General features: G+C 70.8%; 14 protein-coding genes. 8 read left to right on the forward strand and 6 right to left on the reverse strand.

Annotated features, from left to right (window positions below):
* Positions 1-127: 127 nt before the first annotated feature.
* The gene (locus ACIBUY_RS39265; RefSeq protein ID WP_399155214.1) at positions 128-1225 is read right to left on the reverse strand and encodes an alpha/beta fold hydrolase; all 1098 of its coding nucleotides are present in this window, start codon (positions 1223-1225) and stop codon (positions 128-130) included.
* 116 nt (positions 1226-1341) lie between these two features.
* On the opposite strand from ACIBUY_RS39265, the gene ACIBUY_RS39270 reads away from it, so the two are divergent.
* The 3 genes from ACIBUY_RS39270 (at position 1342) to ACIBUY_RS39280 (ending at position 6734) form a co-directional block, all read left to right on the forward strand.
* Positions 1342-2112, forward strand: coding sequence for a TetR/AcrR family transcriptional regulator (locus ACIBUY_RS39270; RefSeq protein WP_365573360.1), 771 nt, complete (start codon positions 1342-1344; stop codon positions 2110-2112).
* 3078 nt (positions 2113-5190) lie between these two features.
* The gene (locus tag ACIBUY_RS39275; protein ID WP_365573357.1) at positions 5191-6117 is read left to right on the forward strand and encodes an AAA family ATPase; all 927 of its coding nucleotides are present in this window, start codon (positions 5191-5193) and stop codon (positions 6115-6117) included.
* On the forward strand, positions 6114-6734 hold the full coding sequence (locus ACIBUY_RS39280) for a hypothetical protein (RefSeq protein WP_399155215.1): 621 nt from the start codon (positions 6114-6116) through the stop codon (positions 6732-6734). Before ACIBUY_RS39275 ends, ACIBUY_RS39280 begins: the two co-directional genes overlap by 4 nt.
* A 45-nt stretch (positions 6735-6779) precedes the next feature.
* Here the strand turns inward: ACIBUY_RS39280 and ACIBUY_RS39285 are convergent, their stop codons facing one another.
* Positions 6780-8285 (reverse strand): LuxR C-terminal-related transcriptional regulator, encoded by a 1506-nt coding sequence (locus ACIBUY_RS39285; protein WP_365573352.1) that lies wholly within the window; start codon positions 8283-8285, stop codon positions 6780-6782.
* 902 nt (positions 8286-9187) lie between these two features.
* Here ACIBUY_RS39285 and ACIBUY_RS39290 point away from each other — a divergent pair.
* From ACIBUY_RS39290 to ACIBUY_RS39300, 3 genes are all read left to right on the forward strand, one after another.
* Positions 9188-10210 (forward strand): bifunctional DNA primase/polymerase, encoded by a 1023-nt coding sequence (locus ACIBUY_RS39290; RefSeq protein WP_365573463.1) that lies wholly within the window; start codon positions 9188-9190, stop codon positions 10208-10210.
* A complete protein-coding gene (locus ACIBUY_RS39295) occupies positions 10207-11790 on the forward strand; it encodes a phage/plasmid primase, P4 family (RefSeq protein WP_365573350.1) in 1584 nt (527 codons plus the stop codon). Before ACIBUY_RS39290 ends, ACIBUY_RS39295 begins: the two co-directional genes overlap by 4 nt.
* 148 nt (positions 11791-11938) lie before the next feature.
* Positions 11939-12328, forward strand: a complete 390-nt coding sequence (locus ACIBUY_RS39300) for a DUF6009 family protein (protein ID WP_365573347.1) — start codon at positions 11939-11941, stop codon at positions 12326-12328.
* Between the two features lie 17 nt (positions 12329-12345).
* Here ACIBUY_RS39300 and ACIBUY_RS39305 read toward each other — a convergent pair whose 3' ends face one another.
* The gene (locus ACIBUY_RS39305) at positions 12346-12990 is read right to left on the reverse strand and encodes a JmjC domain-containing protein (RefSeq protein WP_365573344.1); all 645 of its coding nucleotides are present in this window, start codon (positions 12988-12990) and stop codon (positions 12346-12348) included.
* Between the two features lie 283 nt (positions 12991-13273).
* Between ACIBUY_RS39305 and ACIBUY_RS39310 the strand changes: the two genes are divergently transcribed.
* Positions 13274-13915, forward strand: coding sequence for a ScbR family autoregulator-binding transcription factor (locus ACIBUY_RS39310; protein ID WP_365573341.1), 642 nt, complete (start codon positions 13274-13276; stop codon positions 13913-13915).
* 5 nt (positions 13916-13920) lie between these two features.
* Here the strand turns inward: ACIBUY_RS39310 and ACIBUY_RS39315 are convergent, their stop codons facing one another.
* A complete protein-coding gene (locus ACIBUY_RS39315) occupies positions 13921-14412 on the reverse strand; it encodes a TetR/AcrR family transcriptional regulator (RefSeq protein WP_365573338.1) in 492 nt (163 codons plus the stop codon).
* An 83-nt stretch (positions 14413-14495) separates the two neighbouring features.
* Here ACIBUY_RS39315 and ACIBUY_RS39320 point away from each other — a divergent pair, with 83 nt between their 5' ends.
* A complete protein-coding gene (locus ACIBUY_RS39320; protein ID WP_399155216.1) occupies positions 14496-15554 on the forward strand; it encodes an FAD-dependent monooxygenase in 1059 nt (352 codons plus the stop codon).
* 34 nt (positions 15555-15588) lie between these two features.
* Here ACIBUY_RS39320 and ACIBUY_RS39325 read toward each other — a convergent pair whose 3' ends face one another.
* Positions 15589-16470 (reverse strand): EamA family transporter, encoded by an 882-nt coding sequence (locus ACIBUY_RS39325; RefSeq protein WP_399155217.1) that lies wholly within the window; start codon positions 16468-16470, stop codon positions 15589-15591.
* Positions 16467-17759, reverse strand: a complete 1293-nt coding sequence (locus ACIBUY_RS39330; RefSeq protein ID WP_399155218.1) for a hypothetical protein — start codon at positions 17757-17759, stop codon at positions 16467-16469. The genes ACIBUY_RS39325 and ACIBUY_RS39330 overlap by 4 nt, the downstream gene beginning before the upstream one ends.
* Between the last annotated feature and the right edge of the window lie 3 nt (positions 17760-17762).

The raw sequence follows: 17762 nt of genomic DNA on the forward strand, positions 1-17762 counted from the left end.
CCAGCAAGCGACCGACCCTCCTCAGGGTCGCTGTCGTTCGGTCGCTGCCCCTCCCCCGGCGCCGGCGGGGACAGCGACCGAAACTCGCCGTCCCCGTCCGAGAACAACCGGGAACACCCAGAGCGACTCAAGCGACGTTGAAGCGATCCTTCATCGGTTCGCCGGTCACCAGCGGCCGCACCTTGGTCAGCATCAGGTCGAGAAAAACCTCAGGCCGGCGGAACGACGCGAAGTGGCTGGCGTCCTCGATGAGCGCGAAGTCCTTCACGGGCGCCCGCACGTCGTCGTAGAAGCGCCGCGCCGCCTCGGGCGGGGTGAGCACGTCGCACGCGCCCTGGAACACGAAGAACGGCAGCCGGAACTCAGTGCCCTCGTCCCACTCGTCGATGGTCACCGCCCCGGGCGCGATCCGCTCGGAGAAGGTCATCCCCTGCAGATAGCTGCGCAGCCCGCGCAGGGTGTGCAGCGGCGAGAACCACAGGGAGCGGATCACCACGGTCTTCATCGTGTCGTACGAGAGCGGGTCGCTGGTGATGACGAGCTTGGCGAACGTCGACCACTGCTCCGGGCTCCAGGCTGCCCGGTCGGGCCCCATCCCGGTGGCGGCGGCCAGATCCTTGCGCTTGCCCGAGGTGCGCAGCCGCTCGAGCAGCGCCCGGTAGACGGAGTCGTCCCGCCCGCCGCCACAGATGTTCTGATCGGTGCCGACGTACGCGGAGAAGAACTCGGGGTGGTTGCGGGCCAGGCGCAGCCCGGTGACGGTGCCGAAGGAGTTGGCGACGAGGACGACCGTGTCGACGCCGAGCCGGGCGCGCACGTGCTGGGTGACCTCGAGGGCGTCGTCGTACACCTGCTCCAGGCTCATCTCCCCCTGCCCGTCGGGCCCGTGGGCGGCGAAGGTCCGTCCCGCACCACGCATGTCCCACCGCACGATCGTGAAGTGCCGTTCCCAGGTGCGGGTGCGCGGGGCGAAGACGTGGTTGGCGGCGCTGGGCCCGCCGTGGATCTCCAGGATCACCGGGTTGTCGCGGTCGTCGCCGCGCACCGAGATCCACTGGTCGATCCCGCCGATGCGGACGAACCCGGACTCCTCGATCCCGTTCGCCGCGGTGATGCGCAGCTGCCTCCCCCGGGAGATCCGCTTGAGCTGCCGGTAGCCCAGGAGCCCGGCGGCGGGGCCGGCGAGAACGGCGGCGGACGAGGCGGCGATGACGGTGCCCAGCATGACGTACCTCCGTAAACTGTTTATGTCTTACGCGATTGGGTTTAAGGTATAAACAGTTACGGCAGGCGTCAACAGCCCGACGGAACACGAGACGAGCACGAGACGAGGAGGCCGCCATGGCCAAGGCCACGACCAGCGAGAAGAAGCCGCGAGACCTGCGGGCCGGCATCGCACTGCTGTGGGGAGAGCAGGAGCGGCCCACGCGCGGTCCCAAACCCAGCCTCACCCCGCAGCGGATCGCCGAGTCCGCCGTGGCCCTCGCCGACGCGGAGGGCCTGGATGCCGTGTCGATGAACAAGGTGGCCGCGGCCTTCGGCGTCTCGGCCATGGCCCTGTACCGCTACGTCCCCGGAAAGTCCGAACTGGTCGAGCTCATGGTCGAGTCCGTCCTCGCGGACATCCCCGACCTCACGCCCGCGGGCCCCGACTGGCGCTCCCGACTCACCGCCTGGGCGAACAGCTCCTGGGAGGTCTACCGGGACCACCCCTGGCTGCTCGCCGCCACCGCGATGCGCCGCCAGATCCTGGGCCCCCACCAACTGGGCTGGCTCGACGCCGCACTTGCCGCCATGGAGCCGACCGGCCTGAGCGCGGCCCACCGCCATCAGGTCTTCCTGCTCCTCATCGGCCAGGTGCGCAGCGTCGCGCAGCAGCGCGCGGACTTCGACGCGGAGCACGACGCCCAGTGGAGCCGCCTGACCGGCGAACTCCTGGCCCGCCACCCCGACCGCTTCCCCGCACTCACCCGGGCCCTCGCGGACGGCGCGTTCGCCCCCGCCGACTCGGACACCGACGCGGACACGGACCCGCTCCGCTTCGGCCTGGAACGCATCCTGGACGGCGTGCAGGTGCTGATCGACGAGGCCGACAACGCCGACACCGCGTAACAACACAACGACGCCCAACCCTGATCAGTACTTCAACTCTCAACGAATTCTGTGAGAGCCATCGTGAGCGCCGCCCGCACCGCGGGATTTCCGCTGGTGCGGGCCGCCTGACCCGCCCTCACCCGTCCCCGCGGGGCCTGTGGCCGCCGTCGGCCGGCTGCGGCCTTACGCCCGCCACTCCCCCGCCCCGCCCGCCGGACCGCCCGTCGGCGCCCGGCCGCGCCCCCGGCCAGGACCTGCCGACGCCTCCCCCACCGACACGGGCTGACGCGCCCAGTGGGCCGAATCCGGAACGCCGGCCCTCGACGGCTCAAGGCTCCGAGCCCTCGCCCCCCTCACCACTCCGGGCCACCTGCCCCTCCGCAGGCAGCTGCCCAAGACGCGAACACGGCCCGTGCGGCTCCCGGCCTCTCCCCCGCCACCAGGCGCTGCGCGCACCGCCCGACAGCGATCAGGCCCGCACGCCGGCCATCCGTCCCACACGCGGCCTTGATCGACACCAAGGGGAGGGCGCCCCACGGCCGCGCCCCCCCCCTTGGGCCAGGGTCGAGCGAGACAAACTCCCTCACCGGTAGTGCGCCCTTCACGACGCCCAGCCGCCAGAGACGCACCGGCGGCTGAACCGGCTCGACCAACAAGGCCGTTGAACCGACCACTCCCCCGCGCTCCTCACCCCCGAGAACGCCGTGCCGCATCCGATTCCGGCAAGGCCAAGACCCCCCGTACGGAACGTCGCCGCGAGCCCGGCACAAGAACATGGCGCACCAACCACGCCGAGAAGCAACACACACGGGCCCAGCCCAGAAGGCCATGACGCGGGACCACTCGACTCCACGACACGGCCCACCAGCCGCCAACCGGATCACCCGGATCCCGCGCGCGCCAGACATCCACGGCAATGAAGTCGGCACACCTCAAGCGCCTCCCATCGGCCAAGTCGGCGGCGCCAAGGGACGACCGATGCCCCCGCAGCTCCCGCATCACGACCACCGAACTCATAGCACCGCACGCACAACCCCCACCCGACAGCCCTCGGCAACTGTGGCGCCACGCCGACACCCGAAGCCACGCCCCAACAGGACGTCACCCACCTCCACCCGCGGCACAGCCAGGGGCCACACCCCCACCTCAACACCGGGTTGCCGCCCGCACTCCCCCACCCTCTACGGCACCCCCAGCGGCGATCACGACCACCGCTGCCGCATCCCGCTGCCACCAATCGATCTGCACATCGCGCGAGGCATCCCACCTCTCCTGCTGTACGACCATGAGCAGATCGCCCCCTTCACACACAACGCCAGAACCACACCAACCCAACTCGATACGAGAGACAGCCCGAGCGGCACGGAGCAAGGAGCGGCCCCTCACCGAGTGCACAACGCACTGCAAGAATGCCCGGATCCCCATGCCTCCTCAACGCCAAAAGCACGTCCGCACCCGAGCCCTGTCGCCACCATCCCAGCACTCGCACCCCCCTCTGCCACGAGCTGGCACACCCTCACCTCACCCCAAACCGCCACCTGTTCAGTAGCCACGACTCCAACGACATCACCACTATCCCCTCGAACTGCTCAAGCGGATGACCTACTATGGCCATCGATCTACCGTCAAAAAACCGCCTCTGACCAGGCAAAACAAATACCACTGCAAACATCGATACAAGCTTGCACGCAACTGAGGAGGAAGGCATGGACATCAACATTGCACTTCGCCTCGAAGTCGGCGTGAGCTACTGCCAAAAGGTCAGCAGTCGTACTAGCGGCCAGCTCCGCCTCCCACGAGGCGTTAAGAGCAGTCGGTTTGCAGGCAAGCCGGAAGGCGCATGGCTCAGCTTCCCCGGCGGCCAGCACGCGAGCCCGTACGGAAGCACGCACAGCAGCAAGCACGCACAGCGGCGCGCTGGCCGACATGTGAGCCAGCAACACAGCCTGCCCGGACGTCAACCTCCCGCCCTGCAAGGCGGTTGGCAGACCGACCAGCTCGAAGGACTGCCTGCGGGCCAGCATCACGACTGGCCCTCACGTCGACTGCCGGGCGTGCTCCACCGCCAGCCTCAGTGCCAGTACGCCCACACGCCACCCGGCCAACCTCCCAGCCTGACGAGAAACCAGCTTCCAGGCAGCCCCGGTAGCCCCTCTGTTAGCCAACCGACCAGCCTGGAAGCGAGCTGGAAGAAACACCTGCCCGCCTCCCCGAGTGCTGGCCTGCACCACTACCCAGCGGCAAGCCACACCACCAGCGAACCGGTCAACGCCCCCGCCCGCAGGTTTCACTGCGGGCCCACGTGTCAGGCGACAGGCCAAGCAGACAGCCCGGCTGCCAGCCAGCCCCCTTGTTGGTTTCCCGGCAACCCCGCTCGCCTCCCGGCACACAGGCAGCACCGCCCGACTGCCCGCCCCACCGCAAACACACAGCCCAACACGCCGACAAACAAGCCCCAGCGCAGGCAGGTCAGCCCGCTCACCACTCAGCCACCAGGCCAAGTGCACCATGCGCCGCGCCATTGACCCGCCCGTCCGATGCACGGCCGGTTCGGCAACACGCAGGCGGACAGGAAGCCGGGTGTAACCACCCCTCAACAGGTCAGCACGGTCGGGAGCACCCCGGCACCCCAACAGCCGGGCAAGCCCCCGCACGAGCCCAACTCCTTGACGACGGGTGGATATGACGGCGCGTCGAGTGACAGGTGAGCCGACACGCCTGGTACCGTGAGCACCGTCTTGTGGCACAACTGCTCTGGAGGTGGCTGTTCTTGTGGAGGCGTCAGCTGGTGTCTTCGCCGGACAGTCGGCGCGTACGACGGCAGGGGAGCAAGCGTCCTGATCGGCGTGAGCTCGTGCTGGTGCGAACGCCGTGCCCCTTATCGGCAGCCCATCCCGACAAGCTCCGGTGAGCTGCGGGAACGCGGCGCAGGGACCGTTTTCGCGGCACGAACAGCGGCGTCGGACCCTACCCAGACCCCTCGTAGAGGCCCTGCGGACCGCAGGATCGTTCTGGGCGAAGTTTTGACCATCCGTACCGGCTCAAAAGGGGCAAATCGCGCCCTCGTTTCGGGCCTGAACCAGAGTGAGAGGACCCATGGCCAGTCCCTTCGAGGCGCCTGACGCTCATCCGCAGCTGTCCGGCATTCCCTGGGAGTCGCTGTCGCACATCTTCATGTTCGGCAACGGCAAGGGAGGCGTCGGCAAGTCGTCCGTCTCGGCGAACGCCGCGGGCAAGGCCGCACGCAGCGGCCTGAGGACGCTCATCATCGACTGCAACGCGCAGGGCAACATCGCGCGCGAGCTCGGGTACAAGCGGGCCGAGTGGAACGACGGGGGAGCGGGGCTGCTCGAGTCCCTGCGCACCGGCACACCGCTGAAGCCGCGGGAGAACGTACGGGAGAACCTCGACGTCGTCCTCGGCGGTCCCGCGCTCGGCGACGAGTTCGGCATCTTCTTCCACACGCTGCTCGCGAAGGAAGGGCCGCACGCGTATCTGCGGCTGCTGATGTGCCTGCTGCCGATCGCGCACCGGTACCAGATCATCGTGCTCGACACCCCGCCCGAGAACCCGTCGCTGCAGCGCCTCGCGCTCTCCACGGCTCGCTGGCTCGTCATCCCGGTCAAGAGCGACGGCGGCGCCGAGGACGGACTCGCGCAGATCGGCCTGGAGTTCAGTTACGTCAAGTTCGTCAGCCAGATCAATCCGCACCTGGCACTGCTCGGCGTGCTGCTCTTCGACACCGGGCGTACCTACACCGGGATCCACGCCGACGTGCGCAGGCAGGTGCAGAAGGTGCTGGGCGAAGAGGCCCACATGTTCAAGCACCTCATCGGGCACACCGAGTCGGTGGCGCGGCTCGTCCGCAAGCGCGGCCTGCTCGTGCAGGAGCTCGCGGAGCGGCGCGCGGACGGGGACCGGTCGGTTCCCGAGACCGTGCACGGGCTTGCCGCAGACTACGAAGGATTCACTGAAGAGATGTTCGCCAGGGCGCTCGAACTGAGGAAGGAAGCCACGGCATGACACCGCCGAAGAACAAGCAGACCCGCGCCGACGAGGACACCGAGCCGAGCATGTCGGACGAAGGCGTCGGCAACCTGTTCAGCGGGGGAGCGGCGCCGTCCAACGCCCTTGCCGGATGGGCCACCCCGCAGGCCTCCACGCCCGCCCCTGCGGCCCCCGTGGCACCGGTCACGGCCCGTCCCGTGGCCGTCGTCCCCGCGCCCGCCCGCGAGGCCGTGGAGGAGCAGGCCCCGGCCGTCGACGACGCGGACACCGCGAAGCCGGTCGGCTTCTACGTGTCGACGAACGTCGCCACCCGCTTCCGGCGGCTGCGCAAGCAGAGCGACCTGACGCACACGCAGATCGTGTTCCTGGCCGTGGAAGCGGCCGTGGAGAAGGGGCTCGCGCAGGTCGTCGAGGACGCGCGGCGTGCACCCAAGTTCCAGTCCAAGCTGTTCGCCGTGGCGCCGGACAACACGGACCTGAAGGGCCTGGGCCCCGTACAGCTGCAGTACAAGCCGACGCGGGCGCAGCGCGGCGTCATCGACGGCCTGGTGACCGAGTCCGGGCTGCCGGACCACACCAAGTTCCTGGCGATCGTCCTGGACCAGTACCTGCCGGGCCGCCGCGACGCCTGACAGGCCCGCAGTGGGGGAGTGGCACCCCGGAGCTCACCTACGGCCTCACCCGCGCGCGGAAGCGGCCACCAGGGTCTTGTGGGTGTCGCGGGACAGCGACTGTCCGGCGACACCCACCAGGCCCAGCGTCAGTTCGTCGCGGCCGCGTACCCGCAGCTTGCGGTAGATCCGGGTCAGATGGTGCTCGACCGTGCTGACGGCCATGCACATGCCCGCCGCGATCTGACGGTTGGTGAGACCTTCGGCGGCGAGCTGGGCGACCCGCTGCTCGCGCCGGTTCAGCAGCCCCACCGAGCGGGTCGTGGCGCTCAGCGGCCGGGCGGTCGCCGCGGGGCGCGGCGCTGTACGACCGGCCTGCTTGACCAGGGTGTCGGCGGCCCGCAGCAGTGCGTCGCCCTGCGCCAGGCTGCCGCGCTCGCGCAGCGCACGGCCCTCGTCGAGCAAGGTCTGTGAGGTCAGTGCCATCAGTTCCCGGTCCGCCGCCTGTACGGGCGCGCCGGCCTCGTCGTCGTCCCGCAGCGCCAGCAGCGGAGCGGCGACGGCCGTTGCCGGGGCCCCCGCCGCGCGCAGCGCGTGCGCGGCACGTACCCGCAACTGCGCCAGGGTGACCGCGTCGCAGCCCGCGAGCGCCGCGGCCCGCACCACCGGCTCCCTGCGCCCCAGGGCGTCGAGGAGGCCGCACGCCCGCAGCGCCGACAGCCCCGCGAGGGCCTCGTAGGCGCCGCCGTTCACCAGGGCGGCGAGCACGGTCCGTTCGGCCGGGCTGTCGCCCAGGACGGCCAGGGCACGGGCGGTCTCGAGCGCCGCCGGACCGCTGCGGTGCAGACAGTCGGCGACGGCCCGGCCGAACGGACCGTCGGCCGTCGGCTGCCGCACCACCGCGTCCTCGGCGAGCAGCGCGCGCAGGAGCAGCGGATTGCCACCGCTGAGCCCGTGCAGCCGCATCGCGGCGGGACGGCGGCCGCGTACGGGCGCCCCGCCCAGGGCTGCCAGTACGTCGACGACGTCATCGGGAGTGAGCAGGTCGAGCCGCACCTGCTGGACATGACGGCGGCGCAGCACATCGCTCGGAAAGACTTCGTCGCGCCTTCTGCCGTACGCCGTTGCCGTGACGGCGAGAGTGATCTTGGCGGGATGCGCGTACCGCGCCACGTACTGGAGGTGGCTCAGGGACTGCGGATCGGCCTTGTGCACGTCGTCCACGCACAGGGTCAGCGGGACCTTGCGGGACAGGGCGCGCAGCTCGGCGCAGAAGGCGTTTCCCGCGGTGTCGAGCCGCCGCGCGTCGTCCGCCCTGCCCGCGCCGCTGAGGGCGAACGCCGGTGCGCTGCGCACCAGTTGGAGCAGTACGTCCAGCGGGCGGTGGCGCCCGGTGGCGGTGGCGGTGAGCACCAGGGCGCCGGCCGTCCCGGCCCGTGCCGCCACCCGGTCGAGCAGGGTGCTCTTGCCGCAGCCGACGGCGCCCTCGACCAGCACCACCCCGGACCGGCCCGCCTCGCACGCGCCAAGTACCTCCTGCTGGACAGCGTTCCTGGAGGTCGTCCGCGTCATGTGCCACCTCCTCGCCTAGGCCCAACGTCCGTTCCAGAATTCCGGGGAGGGCTCTACGCCGGGTGGAGCACAAGTCGACGGCAGGGAGAGCCCGGGTGGCCCTCCAGTGGTCCTCGATCGGGCATGCGGCGGTGTTCGAGGCACCTTTGACACCTTCTGAGATGCGTCCCCTGCGGTACGCGTGAGAGCGGAGTCCCCCCTCCGGTGGGTGGGCCACCAGGTGCCTCCTGGTGGCCCGCCCACGTCCCGCACAGGGCTGGGCCGCTCAGGACGGACCAGGGCAGAACGCCCGGCCACTGCAAAAACGCCCACACCGCCCTCCTCCCGCGGGACCGTTCAGTCCCGTCGGCTTCGGCCCCGTTTCAGACCCGTCGACAAAAGTGCAGGTCAGAGCGTTTTCCTGATCCTGTACGGGACTGACGGGGCTGGACCTCGTAGTTATCAGCTACAGAAGAAATGGCATGTTCACGTACGCGCGCGCATGTTCTAAAAGTGTTTACGTAGCTGATAACTACGACCTTTAGCCCCGTCAGTCCCGTAGATTGAGGGCTTAGGGCATCTGACCTGCAGTTTTGCTGTGCGGGACTGAAGGGGCTGAAAGCCCCGCGGGACTGAACCAGCCGCGACGTCCTCACCCCGTCCACGGGACTACGGGACTGACGGGACTCAACTTTCCCGACACGCCGATCCCCGCCTGTCAGGACGGGTCCTGGTGGGCTACGCTCTGTCAGGCCAACCCGAAACCTCAGTCCCTTCAGACCCGTTGGGCCCGTCACGAGGCCGCTTCGGGACAGGGCCCCGCTGCCGGACGAAGATCCCGACAAGGACAGACGTTGCTCCACCAGCCAGCGCCGTCGTCGACGGACCCGTCCGCGGCCGTACCCGGGGGCTCCGGGCACGCGATGGCCCGGTGGTGTGCCCGGACAGGCTGGCCCGTGCACCCCCTGGCTCCCGGGCAGAAGGTGCCGCCCGCCAACTGCCCGCAGTGCAAGGAGAACCCGCACGCCCCGGCCGACTGCCCCTGCCGGAGCGCAGGCCGCTGGTGCCACGGCTTCCACGCGGCGACGACGGACCCGGACCTGATCGACGCCTGGTGGCAGGCGCAGCCCCGGTTCGGAGTGGGCGTCTCCTGCGGCCCCGCGGACCTCGTCGTCCTCGACGTCGACGCACACGCGGCGCAGGTCCCCGAGCGCTCCCGGCTGCTGCCCGGGATCCCCATCGGCCCGCAGGTCGATCTCGCGGGCCTGGCCACCGGGTTCGACACCCTCGCGCTGCTCGCCGCGCTGCGCGGCGCCCCGAACCCGGCCGACGACGAGACGACGCTGCGCGTGCGCACCCCCTCCGGCGGACTGCACATCTGGTACGCCAACCCGCAGCCGGCGACCCGCTACCGCTCGTCCACGGGCTCCAGCCCGCGCACCGCACTCGCCTGGCAGGTCGACGTCCGCTCCGACAACGGCTACATCGTGGCGCCCACCACCCGTACCCTCGCGGGCAGTTACGAGCCCGTGGGCGCGGCCCGCCACCCGGCCCCGCTGCCCGGCTGGCTCGCCGTCGAGCTCGCCCGCACCGGACACGTCCCGACCACCGAACGCCGAACAGCCGCGCCCGCACCCGTACTCGTACGACCACGTCGGCGCGCGCCCAAGGCCGCCCAGCGTCTCCTGGACCCGCTCCTCGCCGAAGTGGCGGCCTGCGCCGCCGTCCCCGAGGGCGCGAGCTTCACCGAGAAGCTCAACCGTGCCGCCTTCACTGCGGGCGGCCTCGTCCAAGGCGGCCACCTGACCGATCCCGAAGCACGGGACCTGCTGCTGGACGCCGCCTGTTCGGCCCGCCCGCACCAGGAACGCCGCAATGGCGCCATCATCGAATCCGCTCTGTCCGCCGGCGCGCGACGCCCGCTCCACCCCCGAGGACGTTCATGAGCGCCGAGCCCGTACGCTTCGACGCCGAAGCCGCTGCCGCCCAGATCCACCAGCAGAGCCTCGACCTGGCCCTGTCACAGCAGTCCGCGTCACACCAGTCCTTGTCACCGCAGTACCCGAGCCTGCCCGCCCAGCAGAGCGAGGGCCCCTTCACCGGGCCCGCCGACCCCGCCGCGCTGCTGCCCGACTCGCTCACCGACCGCGGCAACGCCAAGCTGTTCGCCCGCCTCTACAGCGACCGGTTCCGCTACGTCATCGGCATGGGCTGGCACTGCTGGGACACGTACCGGTGGAAACTCACGGGCGGCGACGAGGCCGCGGTCTGGGCGGCCGGCGAGATGGCCGAGCAGTACGCCGACCACGACCCGACCGGCCGCTTCACCGACCGTCAACTCGCCGCGCACCGCCGCCACTCCGAGTCCACCGCGGGCGTCAAGGCCCTCCTCTTCCAGGCCCAGGCCGCCCCGAGCCTGCGCCTCGACCCCGACATCCTCGACGGCGACATCTACGCCCTGTGCACCCCCTCCGGCGTCGTCGACCTGCGCAACGGCGAGCTGCGCAAGCCCAACCCGCTCACCGACATGCACTCGCGCGCCACCACGGTCGCCCCGCACAAGATGCCGATCCCGCGCTGGGACAGCTTCCTGCGCGACACCTTCGGCAGCGACGACAAGGGCCTCGAGACCACCCGCTTCCTGCACCTGCTGCTCGGCTACTCCATCACCGGCGACGTCGGCGCCCAGGTCCTGCCGTTCCTGTACGGCTCCGGGGCCAACGGCAAGTCCGTGCTCCTGGAGGTCATGACGCAGATCCTCGGCGACTACGCGAACGCGGCGCCGCCCGGATTCCTCATGGAGAAGGGCAAGTTCACCGAGCACTCCACCGAACTGACCGAACTGCACGGCCGCCGCATCGTCGTGTGCAGCGAGCTCAAGCCCAACGACAAGTTCAACGAGGCCCGCGTCAAGCTCCTGACCGGCGGCGACACCATCACCGCCCGCCGCATGCGACAGAACTTCTTCACCTTCACCCCGACCCACAAGCTCTGGCTGCTCGGCAACCACCGCCCCGAGGTCGGCACCGGCGGGCACGCCTTCTGGCGCCGGATGCGCATCATCCCCTTCGAGCGACGCGTCCCCGACGAACGCAAGATCGACAACCTGGCCGCCGAACTCGTCGCCGACGAGGGCCCCGGCATCCTGCAGTGGCTCATCGAGGGCGCCCAGGGCTACCTGGCCTCCCGCGACCCGCTGACCGGACCCGCCTCGGTCCGCGTGGCCACGGCCGCGTACGAGACGACCGAGGACCACATCGGCCGCTTCCTGACCGAGCGCTGCACCACGGGGGAGTCCGGACGCTCCAACCCCGACCTGCGCGTCGAGCAGAAACTCCTCTACGAGGCCTACGGCCGCTGGTGCTCGGACGAGGGCATCCGCGCCTCCACCCCGCGCGCCTTCGCCAGCCGCATCCGCCAGGAACTCGGCCTTGCCTCACCCGCCGAAATGATCAAGAACAACGCGACGAAGCTGTACCCCGGTCTCGCCCTGCTGGCGGACGACAGCGAGGGGAGCGCGCGATGACGGACCCTGGCGCCCTGCCCGTACGCGGCGGGCGACCGTACGATAGACATGGCTGCCCCGGCCTGTCCCGTACGGCCGGCCCGACCGGAAGCCCCATGACCGTCACACCGCCAGGCCGAGCCGCGGCCACCCACTCGCAGGAGGGCCGATGAGCGCGCTGCCGCAAGAAGGCGATGTCGCCCATGAGGTCGAGATCGTGTGGCTCGAGGACCCGACGGACCTCGACTACGTCCGCCAGGCCCTGGACAAGGTCAACACCCGCAGGGGCAAGCCCCGTTACGAGCGCGACGGCCGGCTCATCGGCTACTCGAACCTCGCGCCGAAGGCACCGCGCAGCGCCGACAGCGGCCTGTTCGCCCGCCGTACGTTCTACCTGCTGCCCCACGACCGACCCAACCGGCCGGACGACCCGGAGTGCCCGTACAACGTGGGGTCCCCGCTCGAGGCGGTCGACCCGGGCACGGTCGCGCCGGGCAGGGTGGGGGAGAAGACGGCCCGTTCCCAGGGCACGGCGGAGATAGTCCCGGCCGCTTCCTGACCGCTGCGTCCCCGACGTCACAGCGGGGCGCTGAGCACCAGGTGCAGCGACCCGCTCTCGCGGACGGCCGACGCGTACGCCTGCTGCGCCGGCAGATAGAGCACGTCGCCCGGCGCCAGGGACACCGACCGGTGGTCGCCGTGATCCTCCCGGCGGTCCTCCGTCGTCCAGTGGGTACGCCCGTCCAGCTGCAGGACGAACACGTCGTGGTCCCCGGTGGCGCACTCGGGCCGAGGCACGTCCGCCGCACCGCCGGAGCCACCGAACCGGTTGTGCCAGACAGGTCGGCTCAGATACAGGGCAGCGGCGACCTCCGTGCCCAGATCGGCGCTCAGGCCGGTACGCAGCCGGTCGATCCAGGGATGCCACTCCTGCGGCCGCCGCACGCGCAGCGTCCGCGCGGCCGACCGGCGTATCGCGTCCGACGCCGTGCCCGGCTCGCCGATCACGTCCGGGCACGGATCGACGGCCAGCCCGTCCTCGATGCGCGCCCGCACCAGCTGCCAGGTGAGCGCCTTGTCCCGCGGGCGCGAGCGGAAGACGTGGGCGCTGACACCGCGCACCGCGCCGTGGAAGGCCGCGACGTCCCCCACGAGCGTCTGAAGGCCCAACACCGGCTGCTGCGCGGCCTGTTCGTGCCCGTGTACGGAGGCGATCGCCATGGGTGCCCCGAAGGATCGGATCGAATGGGCCGCCTGAAAAGTACGCGGCAGCCGACCCCGGACTCAACGGCCCGGGGGACCCCCTCCAGCGGGGGTCGAGCCGGCCACCGCCGGGGCGCCACACACCACGAAAACCAGTCGCACGGTCTCTTACTGGCTCCAGCCGGAGTCGACGGGGAATCCATGAGTTGCCGATTGGGTCAGGATCGGACTCGCTCAAGGCTCCCCGGAGGCGAGAATTCCTCTATTTACAGACCGCCCATGCGGTTTATTAAATAGTGGCATGGTGAAACAAGAACGGGCAGCGCGCACCCGTGAGGCCTTGATCAAGGCCGCAGCCGAGGTCTTCGACCGGGACGGCTTCGCGGAGGCGTCGCTCGCCACGATCAGCTCGCTCGCCGGGGTGAGCAGCGGCGCGCTGCACTTCCACTTCGCGACCAAGGCCATGCTGGCCGACGCCGTCCAGGAGGCGGCGCAGCTGCGCCTGGACAGCATCACGGAGCAATCCAGCGCCGCACAGCTGCGGTCGCTCCAGTCGCTCGTGGACGCCTCGCACGGACTGATGCGCGAACTGAGCACGGACGTCGTCCTGCGGGCGGGATTCAGCATGAGCGGGACCAACGTGCGGCCGCCCGAGCAGGACCTGCGCGGCCGTTGGCAGTGGTGGGTCACGCAGGCCATCGAACGCGCGGACATGAAGGGCGAGTTGAGCGAGAAGGTCGCGCCGGAACATGCGATGACCGCCGTGGTGGCGGCCACGGTCGGATTCGAGACACTCGGCGGCACGGCCCCACATTGGCTCTCCCGCTCGGTGATCACCCGGTTCTGGGACCTGCTGCTGCCCAGGATCGCCGATCCCGCGGTCCTCGAAGGGCTGGTACCCGCGGGCGGTGGGGCACAGGAAGCGCCAAGCGTCCCCGAGTAGTCGCCCTACGCCCGCAGGTCGGTGAGCCCCTGCAAGCCGTCCGCGACCTCGGCCGCGGAGGGCGCGTGCTCGGGGTCGACGAGCCACTGCAGCATCAGCCCGCCGAGCAGGGCGAGCGGCACGGAACCGCCTAGTCCCTCGCGGGCCTGCCGCTGCCCCTTGGCCAGGTGTTCGCGTACGACGTCGGAGCGCTGGGCCTGGACGACGGCCTCGAGCTGCGCCACCCACAGCGCCCGGTGGGTGGTGAAACTGTCGATCAGGGCCTGCCAGCGGTCCGGTCCGTGCGCCGGTGCATCGGCGGCCAGTACGTCGTCGAGCTCGTCGACCGCCTCCACCAGCGCCTGGGTCAGCAGCGCCTCGCGGGAGCCGAAGTGGTACCCGATGGCGGCGTGGCTGACCTGGGCCGCGGCGGCGATGTCGCGCACGGTGGTGTGGGCCCAACCGCGTTCGGTCAGGCACTGCTTGGCGCCGGCGAGGAGGTCCTCCTTGTTTCCCATGGCGTGAGCATAGCGCGGCCTTGACCGTCCGGTTCATCCAAATGGATTGACCATTTGGTCAAACACTCGCTACGGTCGTGCCCATGACCCAGACGAAGGTTCTGATCTCGGGCGCCGGTGTCGCCGGCGCGGCACTGGCCCACTTCCTGCACCGTGACGGCTTCGACGTGACCGTCGTCGAGCGCGCCCCCGGCCTGCGCGGCAGCGGCTACGCGGTGGACTTCCGCGGCGACGCGTTCGACGTCCTCGCCGAGCTGGGCGTCCTCGACGAGATCCGCGCACACGACACCAAGATGCTCGGCACCACCCTCGTCGACGCCGACGGCACCGAGGCGGGACAGCTGCCGGCCGAGGCCTTCGCCGGTGAACTCGAGGTCCCCAAGCCGGAGTTGACGCGCATCCTGCACCGCATCACCGAGCCGCACATCCGCTACGTCTTCGACGACTCGATCACCACGCTCACCCAGCACCCGGACCGCGTCACCGTCGAGTTCGAGCGCGGCGCACCGCGCGACGTCGACCTGGTGATCGGAGCGGACGGCCTGTTCTCCAAGGTGCGGCGCCTCGCGTTCGGCCCCCACGAGCAGTGCCTGCGCCACCTGGGCATGTCAGGCGCCGGCTTCACCGCGGACAACATCCTCGGCCTCACCCACCGCGGAGTGCTCCGCACCACCGACGGCGCGGCCGTGTACGCCTTCAGCGCCGCCGACCCCGCACGGATGTCGGTCAGCCTGTCCTTCGCCACCGACGCCCCGACCCTCGACCGCCGCCCGCGCAGCGAGCAGGAACACGCGATACGCGACGCCTTCACCGGCCACAAGTGGATCGTGCCCCAGCTCCTGGACGCGATGGCGGCCGCGGACGACTTCTACTTCTCCTCCTCCGCCCAGGTCCACCTGGACACCTGGTCCAACGGCCGCGTGGCCCTGGTCGGCGACGCCGGATACTGCGCGGCACCGACCGCGGGCATGGGCACCTCCCAGGCCCTGATCGGCGCCCGCTCCCTGGCCCGCCACCTCACCGCCGCCGGGGACCACGCCTCGGCATTCGCCGCGTACGAGGCAGAACTGCGCCCCTACGCCGAAGCCAACCAGCAGACGGGCCGGGAAGGAGCGGCAGCCTTCGGAGCTCGCACCGAATGACGGCCGCGCAGCGAATGACGGCCCCCGCACCGGCTCACCCGGGCACCCCGGCCGTCGGCAAGCGGACCTGCAGGGCCTCGCTGCGCACGGCGCCCATCCCCGCGACGGTGACCAGCACGATGCCCAACACCTGCGCCCAGGACGGCTGTTCGGACAGGAGCACGAAGCCGACGATCGTACCGATGGCAGGTTCCAGGCTCATCAAGGTGCCGAACACGGCCGTGGGCAGATCGCGCAGAGCGACCATCTCGGCGGCGTACGGCAGGATCGGCAGCAGCAGCGCCGCCAGACCCGACAGCGCGAAGGCCGACAGGTCCATGTGCCCGGCGATGTGGCCGACGCCGGCGAACGGCAGCGTCACCAGCGACGCCGCCGCCATGGACACGGCCAGCCCGTCCAGGCCGGTGAAATCGCCACCGACCCGCTTGGTCAGCACGATGTACCCGGCCCAGCCCACCGCCGCACCGAGCGCGAAGCCGACCCCGGCCAGATCGACCGCACCGCTCCACGGCCGGGTCAGCGCCAGCACGCCCACAGCCGCTGTCAGTGGCCACAGCACATCGACCCGCCGCCGCAGCCCCGCCACGGCCACCCCCAGGGGGCCGAGGAACTCCAGTGCCGTCGCCGTGCCCAGCGGGATGCGCACCACCGCCTCGAAGTACAGCAGCGTGAGCAGCCCGCTCACCGCACCGAGCAGCAGGGCCGTCGCCACCTCACGGCGGCCGCGACCCCGCAGGCGCGGCCGGGCGATCAGCCACAGGACCACCGCCGCCCACGTCAGCCGCAGCCAGGCCGTACCGGAGGAAGTGAACCTGTCGAAGAGATAGCTGGACGCACCGGCCCCGGTCTGCACGCTGGCCATGGCCGCCAGGGCCAGCGCGATGCCCCGATAGCGCAGAGCGGGCGCGGACATCATGACGCCACTGCCCCAACTCCGGCCAGAACACCGGCCACTTGATGATCCGCCAGGAACTCGGGGACCGTCACGGGGCGCCCCTCGGCCAGAGCGAGCAGCCACTGACCCACCTCGGGATCCCGGGCCACGCCCAGAGCCTCGGCCTCCTCGCGCACCCGCTGCGGATCCACGGCCGCCCGCCGGGCCAGATAGAGCTGGACGAGATCGGGATCGAGGACGGGCAGTGCGCGCCCCTGAGCGGCCCCCTGGGCGAAGGCGAAATCGACCCACCGTACGTCGCCGTCCTCCAGGGCGTCGCCGAGCAGCGCCCCGACGTCCCGCGAACGCAGCCGCAGCCCACCCCGCACGCAGACCAGACGGACCAGCTCGCGGTCCCCGGCCGTCACCCCCAGCACATAACCCTCCGGCGCCTGTTGACCGAGCAGAGCGACATCGTCGCAGTACTCGAAGACGAACCGGACGGCGGGCGCACTGCCCGAGGCCGCCAGCCGACGCCACACACCGGCATCCAGAACCCGCCGGTCGGCATCGGCGAACACCGAGAACAGGGCGGGCAGTTCGGCGAACCGCTCCTGCGCCACCAACCGCCCGAAGACGGCCGCGAACCCCTCGATGCGGGGCGCGGGCCGCAGACACGCGAGGGCCCCGGCCAGGGACTGCAGACTGCCGTCGGCCACGGCCTCCTCGACGGCCCGCCGCACCTCCCGCGCATCGAGGCGCACCTCCACATCGGCCAGCCGCGCCAGCCTGCGCAGCGCCCCGTGCCGACCGCTCGCCAGCAGGGTGCGGATCCCCGTGGCCGCGGCATCGGCGCCGAACTGCACGGCAACACCGGAGAGTTGACGCATGTAGTCCACCGCACCGAGCCGCCCGGCGGCCACCAGTACGTCGTACGAGCGCAGGACCGTCTCCTCGTCGAGAACGGGACGCACCCCCGTCGCCGCGACGATCTGCTCGATGCCCCCGGCGTTCCCGCGCCGCGCAAGACGGGCACAGGCACGGCGCACACGGGCCGGGCCGGTCCGCTCGGCGGGCGGCAGCTGCGCGTAGAGGAAACAGAAGTCGTCCACCACGCCCCGCTCCAGCGCCCGCTCGGCCGCACGGGCCACCACACCCACCGGCAGCTGCACCATGACGGGGACGTACTTGTTGACCTGCTCCAGGACGTAGATCTCGTCCTTCTCGACCAGCCACCGCACCTGCGCGGCCAGGAAACCCGCGGGAAGCCGGGTCAGCGTCTCAGGAGCGTCCTCGCACAGCTGCTTGAGGAGATTGCGGTAGGCACGCACGCC

It is taken from the genome of Streptomyces sp. NPDC050085 (assembly GCF_044460595.1).
Lineage (GTDB): Bacteria > Actinomycetota > Actinomycetes > Streptomycetales > Streptomycetaceae > Streptomyces.

Excerpts from the sequence above, each read along its gene's own strand:
- ACIBUY_RS39325 (WP_399155217.1), bottom strand. The coding sequence starts at position 16,470 with ATGATGTCCGCGCCCGCTCTGCGCTATCGGGGCATCGCGCTGGCCCTG.
- ACIBUY_RS39290 (WP_365573463.1), top strand. The coding sequence starts at position 9,188 with ATGGCCCGGTGGTGTGCCCGGACAGGCTGGCCCGTGCACCCCCTGGCT.
- ACIBUY_RS39295 (WP_365573350.1), top strand. The coding sequence starts at position 10,207 with ATGAGCGCCGAGCCCGTACGCTTCGACGCCGAAGCCGCTGCCGCCCAG.
- ACIBUY_RS39270 (WP_365573360.1), top strand. The coding sequence starts at position 1,342 with ATGGCCAAGGCCACGACCAGCGAGAAGAAGCCGCGAGACCTGCGGGCC.
- ACIBUY_RS39300 (WP_365573347.1), top strand. The coding sequence starts at position 11,939 with ATGAGCGCGCTGCCGCAAGAAGGCGATGTCGCCCATGAGGTCGAGATC.
- ACIBUY_RS39305 (WP_365573344.1), bottom strand. The coding sequence starts at position 12,990 with ATGGCGATCGCCTCCGTACACGGGCACGAACAGGCCGCGCAGCAGCCG.
- ACIBUY_RS39320 (WP_399155216.1), top strand. The coding sequence starts at position 14,496 with ATGACCCAGACGAAGGTTCTGATCTCGGGCGCCGGTGTCGCCGGCGCG.
- ACIBUY_RS39280 (WP_399155215.1), top strand. The coding sequence starts at position 6,114 with ATGACACCGCCGAAGAACAAGCAGACCCGCGCCGACGAGGACACCGAG.
- ACIBUY_RS39285 (WP_365573352.1), bottom strand. The coding sequence starts at position 8,285 with ATGACGCGGACGACCTCCAGGAACGCTGTCCAGCAGGAGGTACTTGGC.
- ACIBUY_RS39265 (WP_399155214.1), bottom strand. The coding sequence starts at position 1,225 with ATGCTGGGCACCGTCATCGCCGCCTCGTCCGCCGCCGTTCTCGCCGGC.
- ACIBUY_RS39275 (WP_365573357.1), top strand. The coding sequence starts at position 5,191 with ATGGCCAGTCCCTTCGAGGCGCCTGACGCTCATCCGCAGCTGTCCGGC.
- ACIBUY_RS39315 (WP_365573338.1), bottom strand. The coding sequence starts at position 14,412 with ATGGGAAACAAGGAGGACCTCCTCGCCGGCGCCAAGCAGTGCCTGACC.
- ACIBUY_RS39310 (WP_365573341.1), top strand. The coding sequence starts at position 13,274 with ATGGTGAAACAAGAACGGGCAGCGCGCACCCGTGAGGCCTTGATCAAG.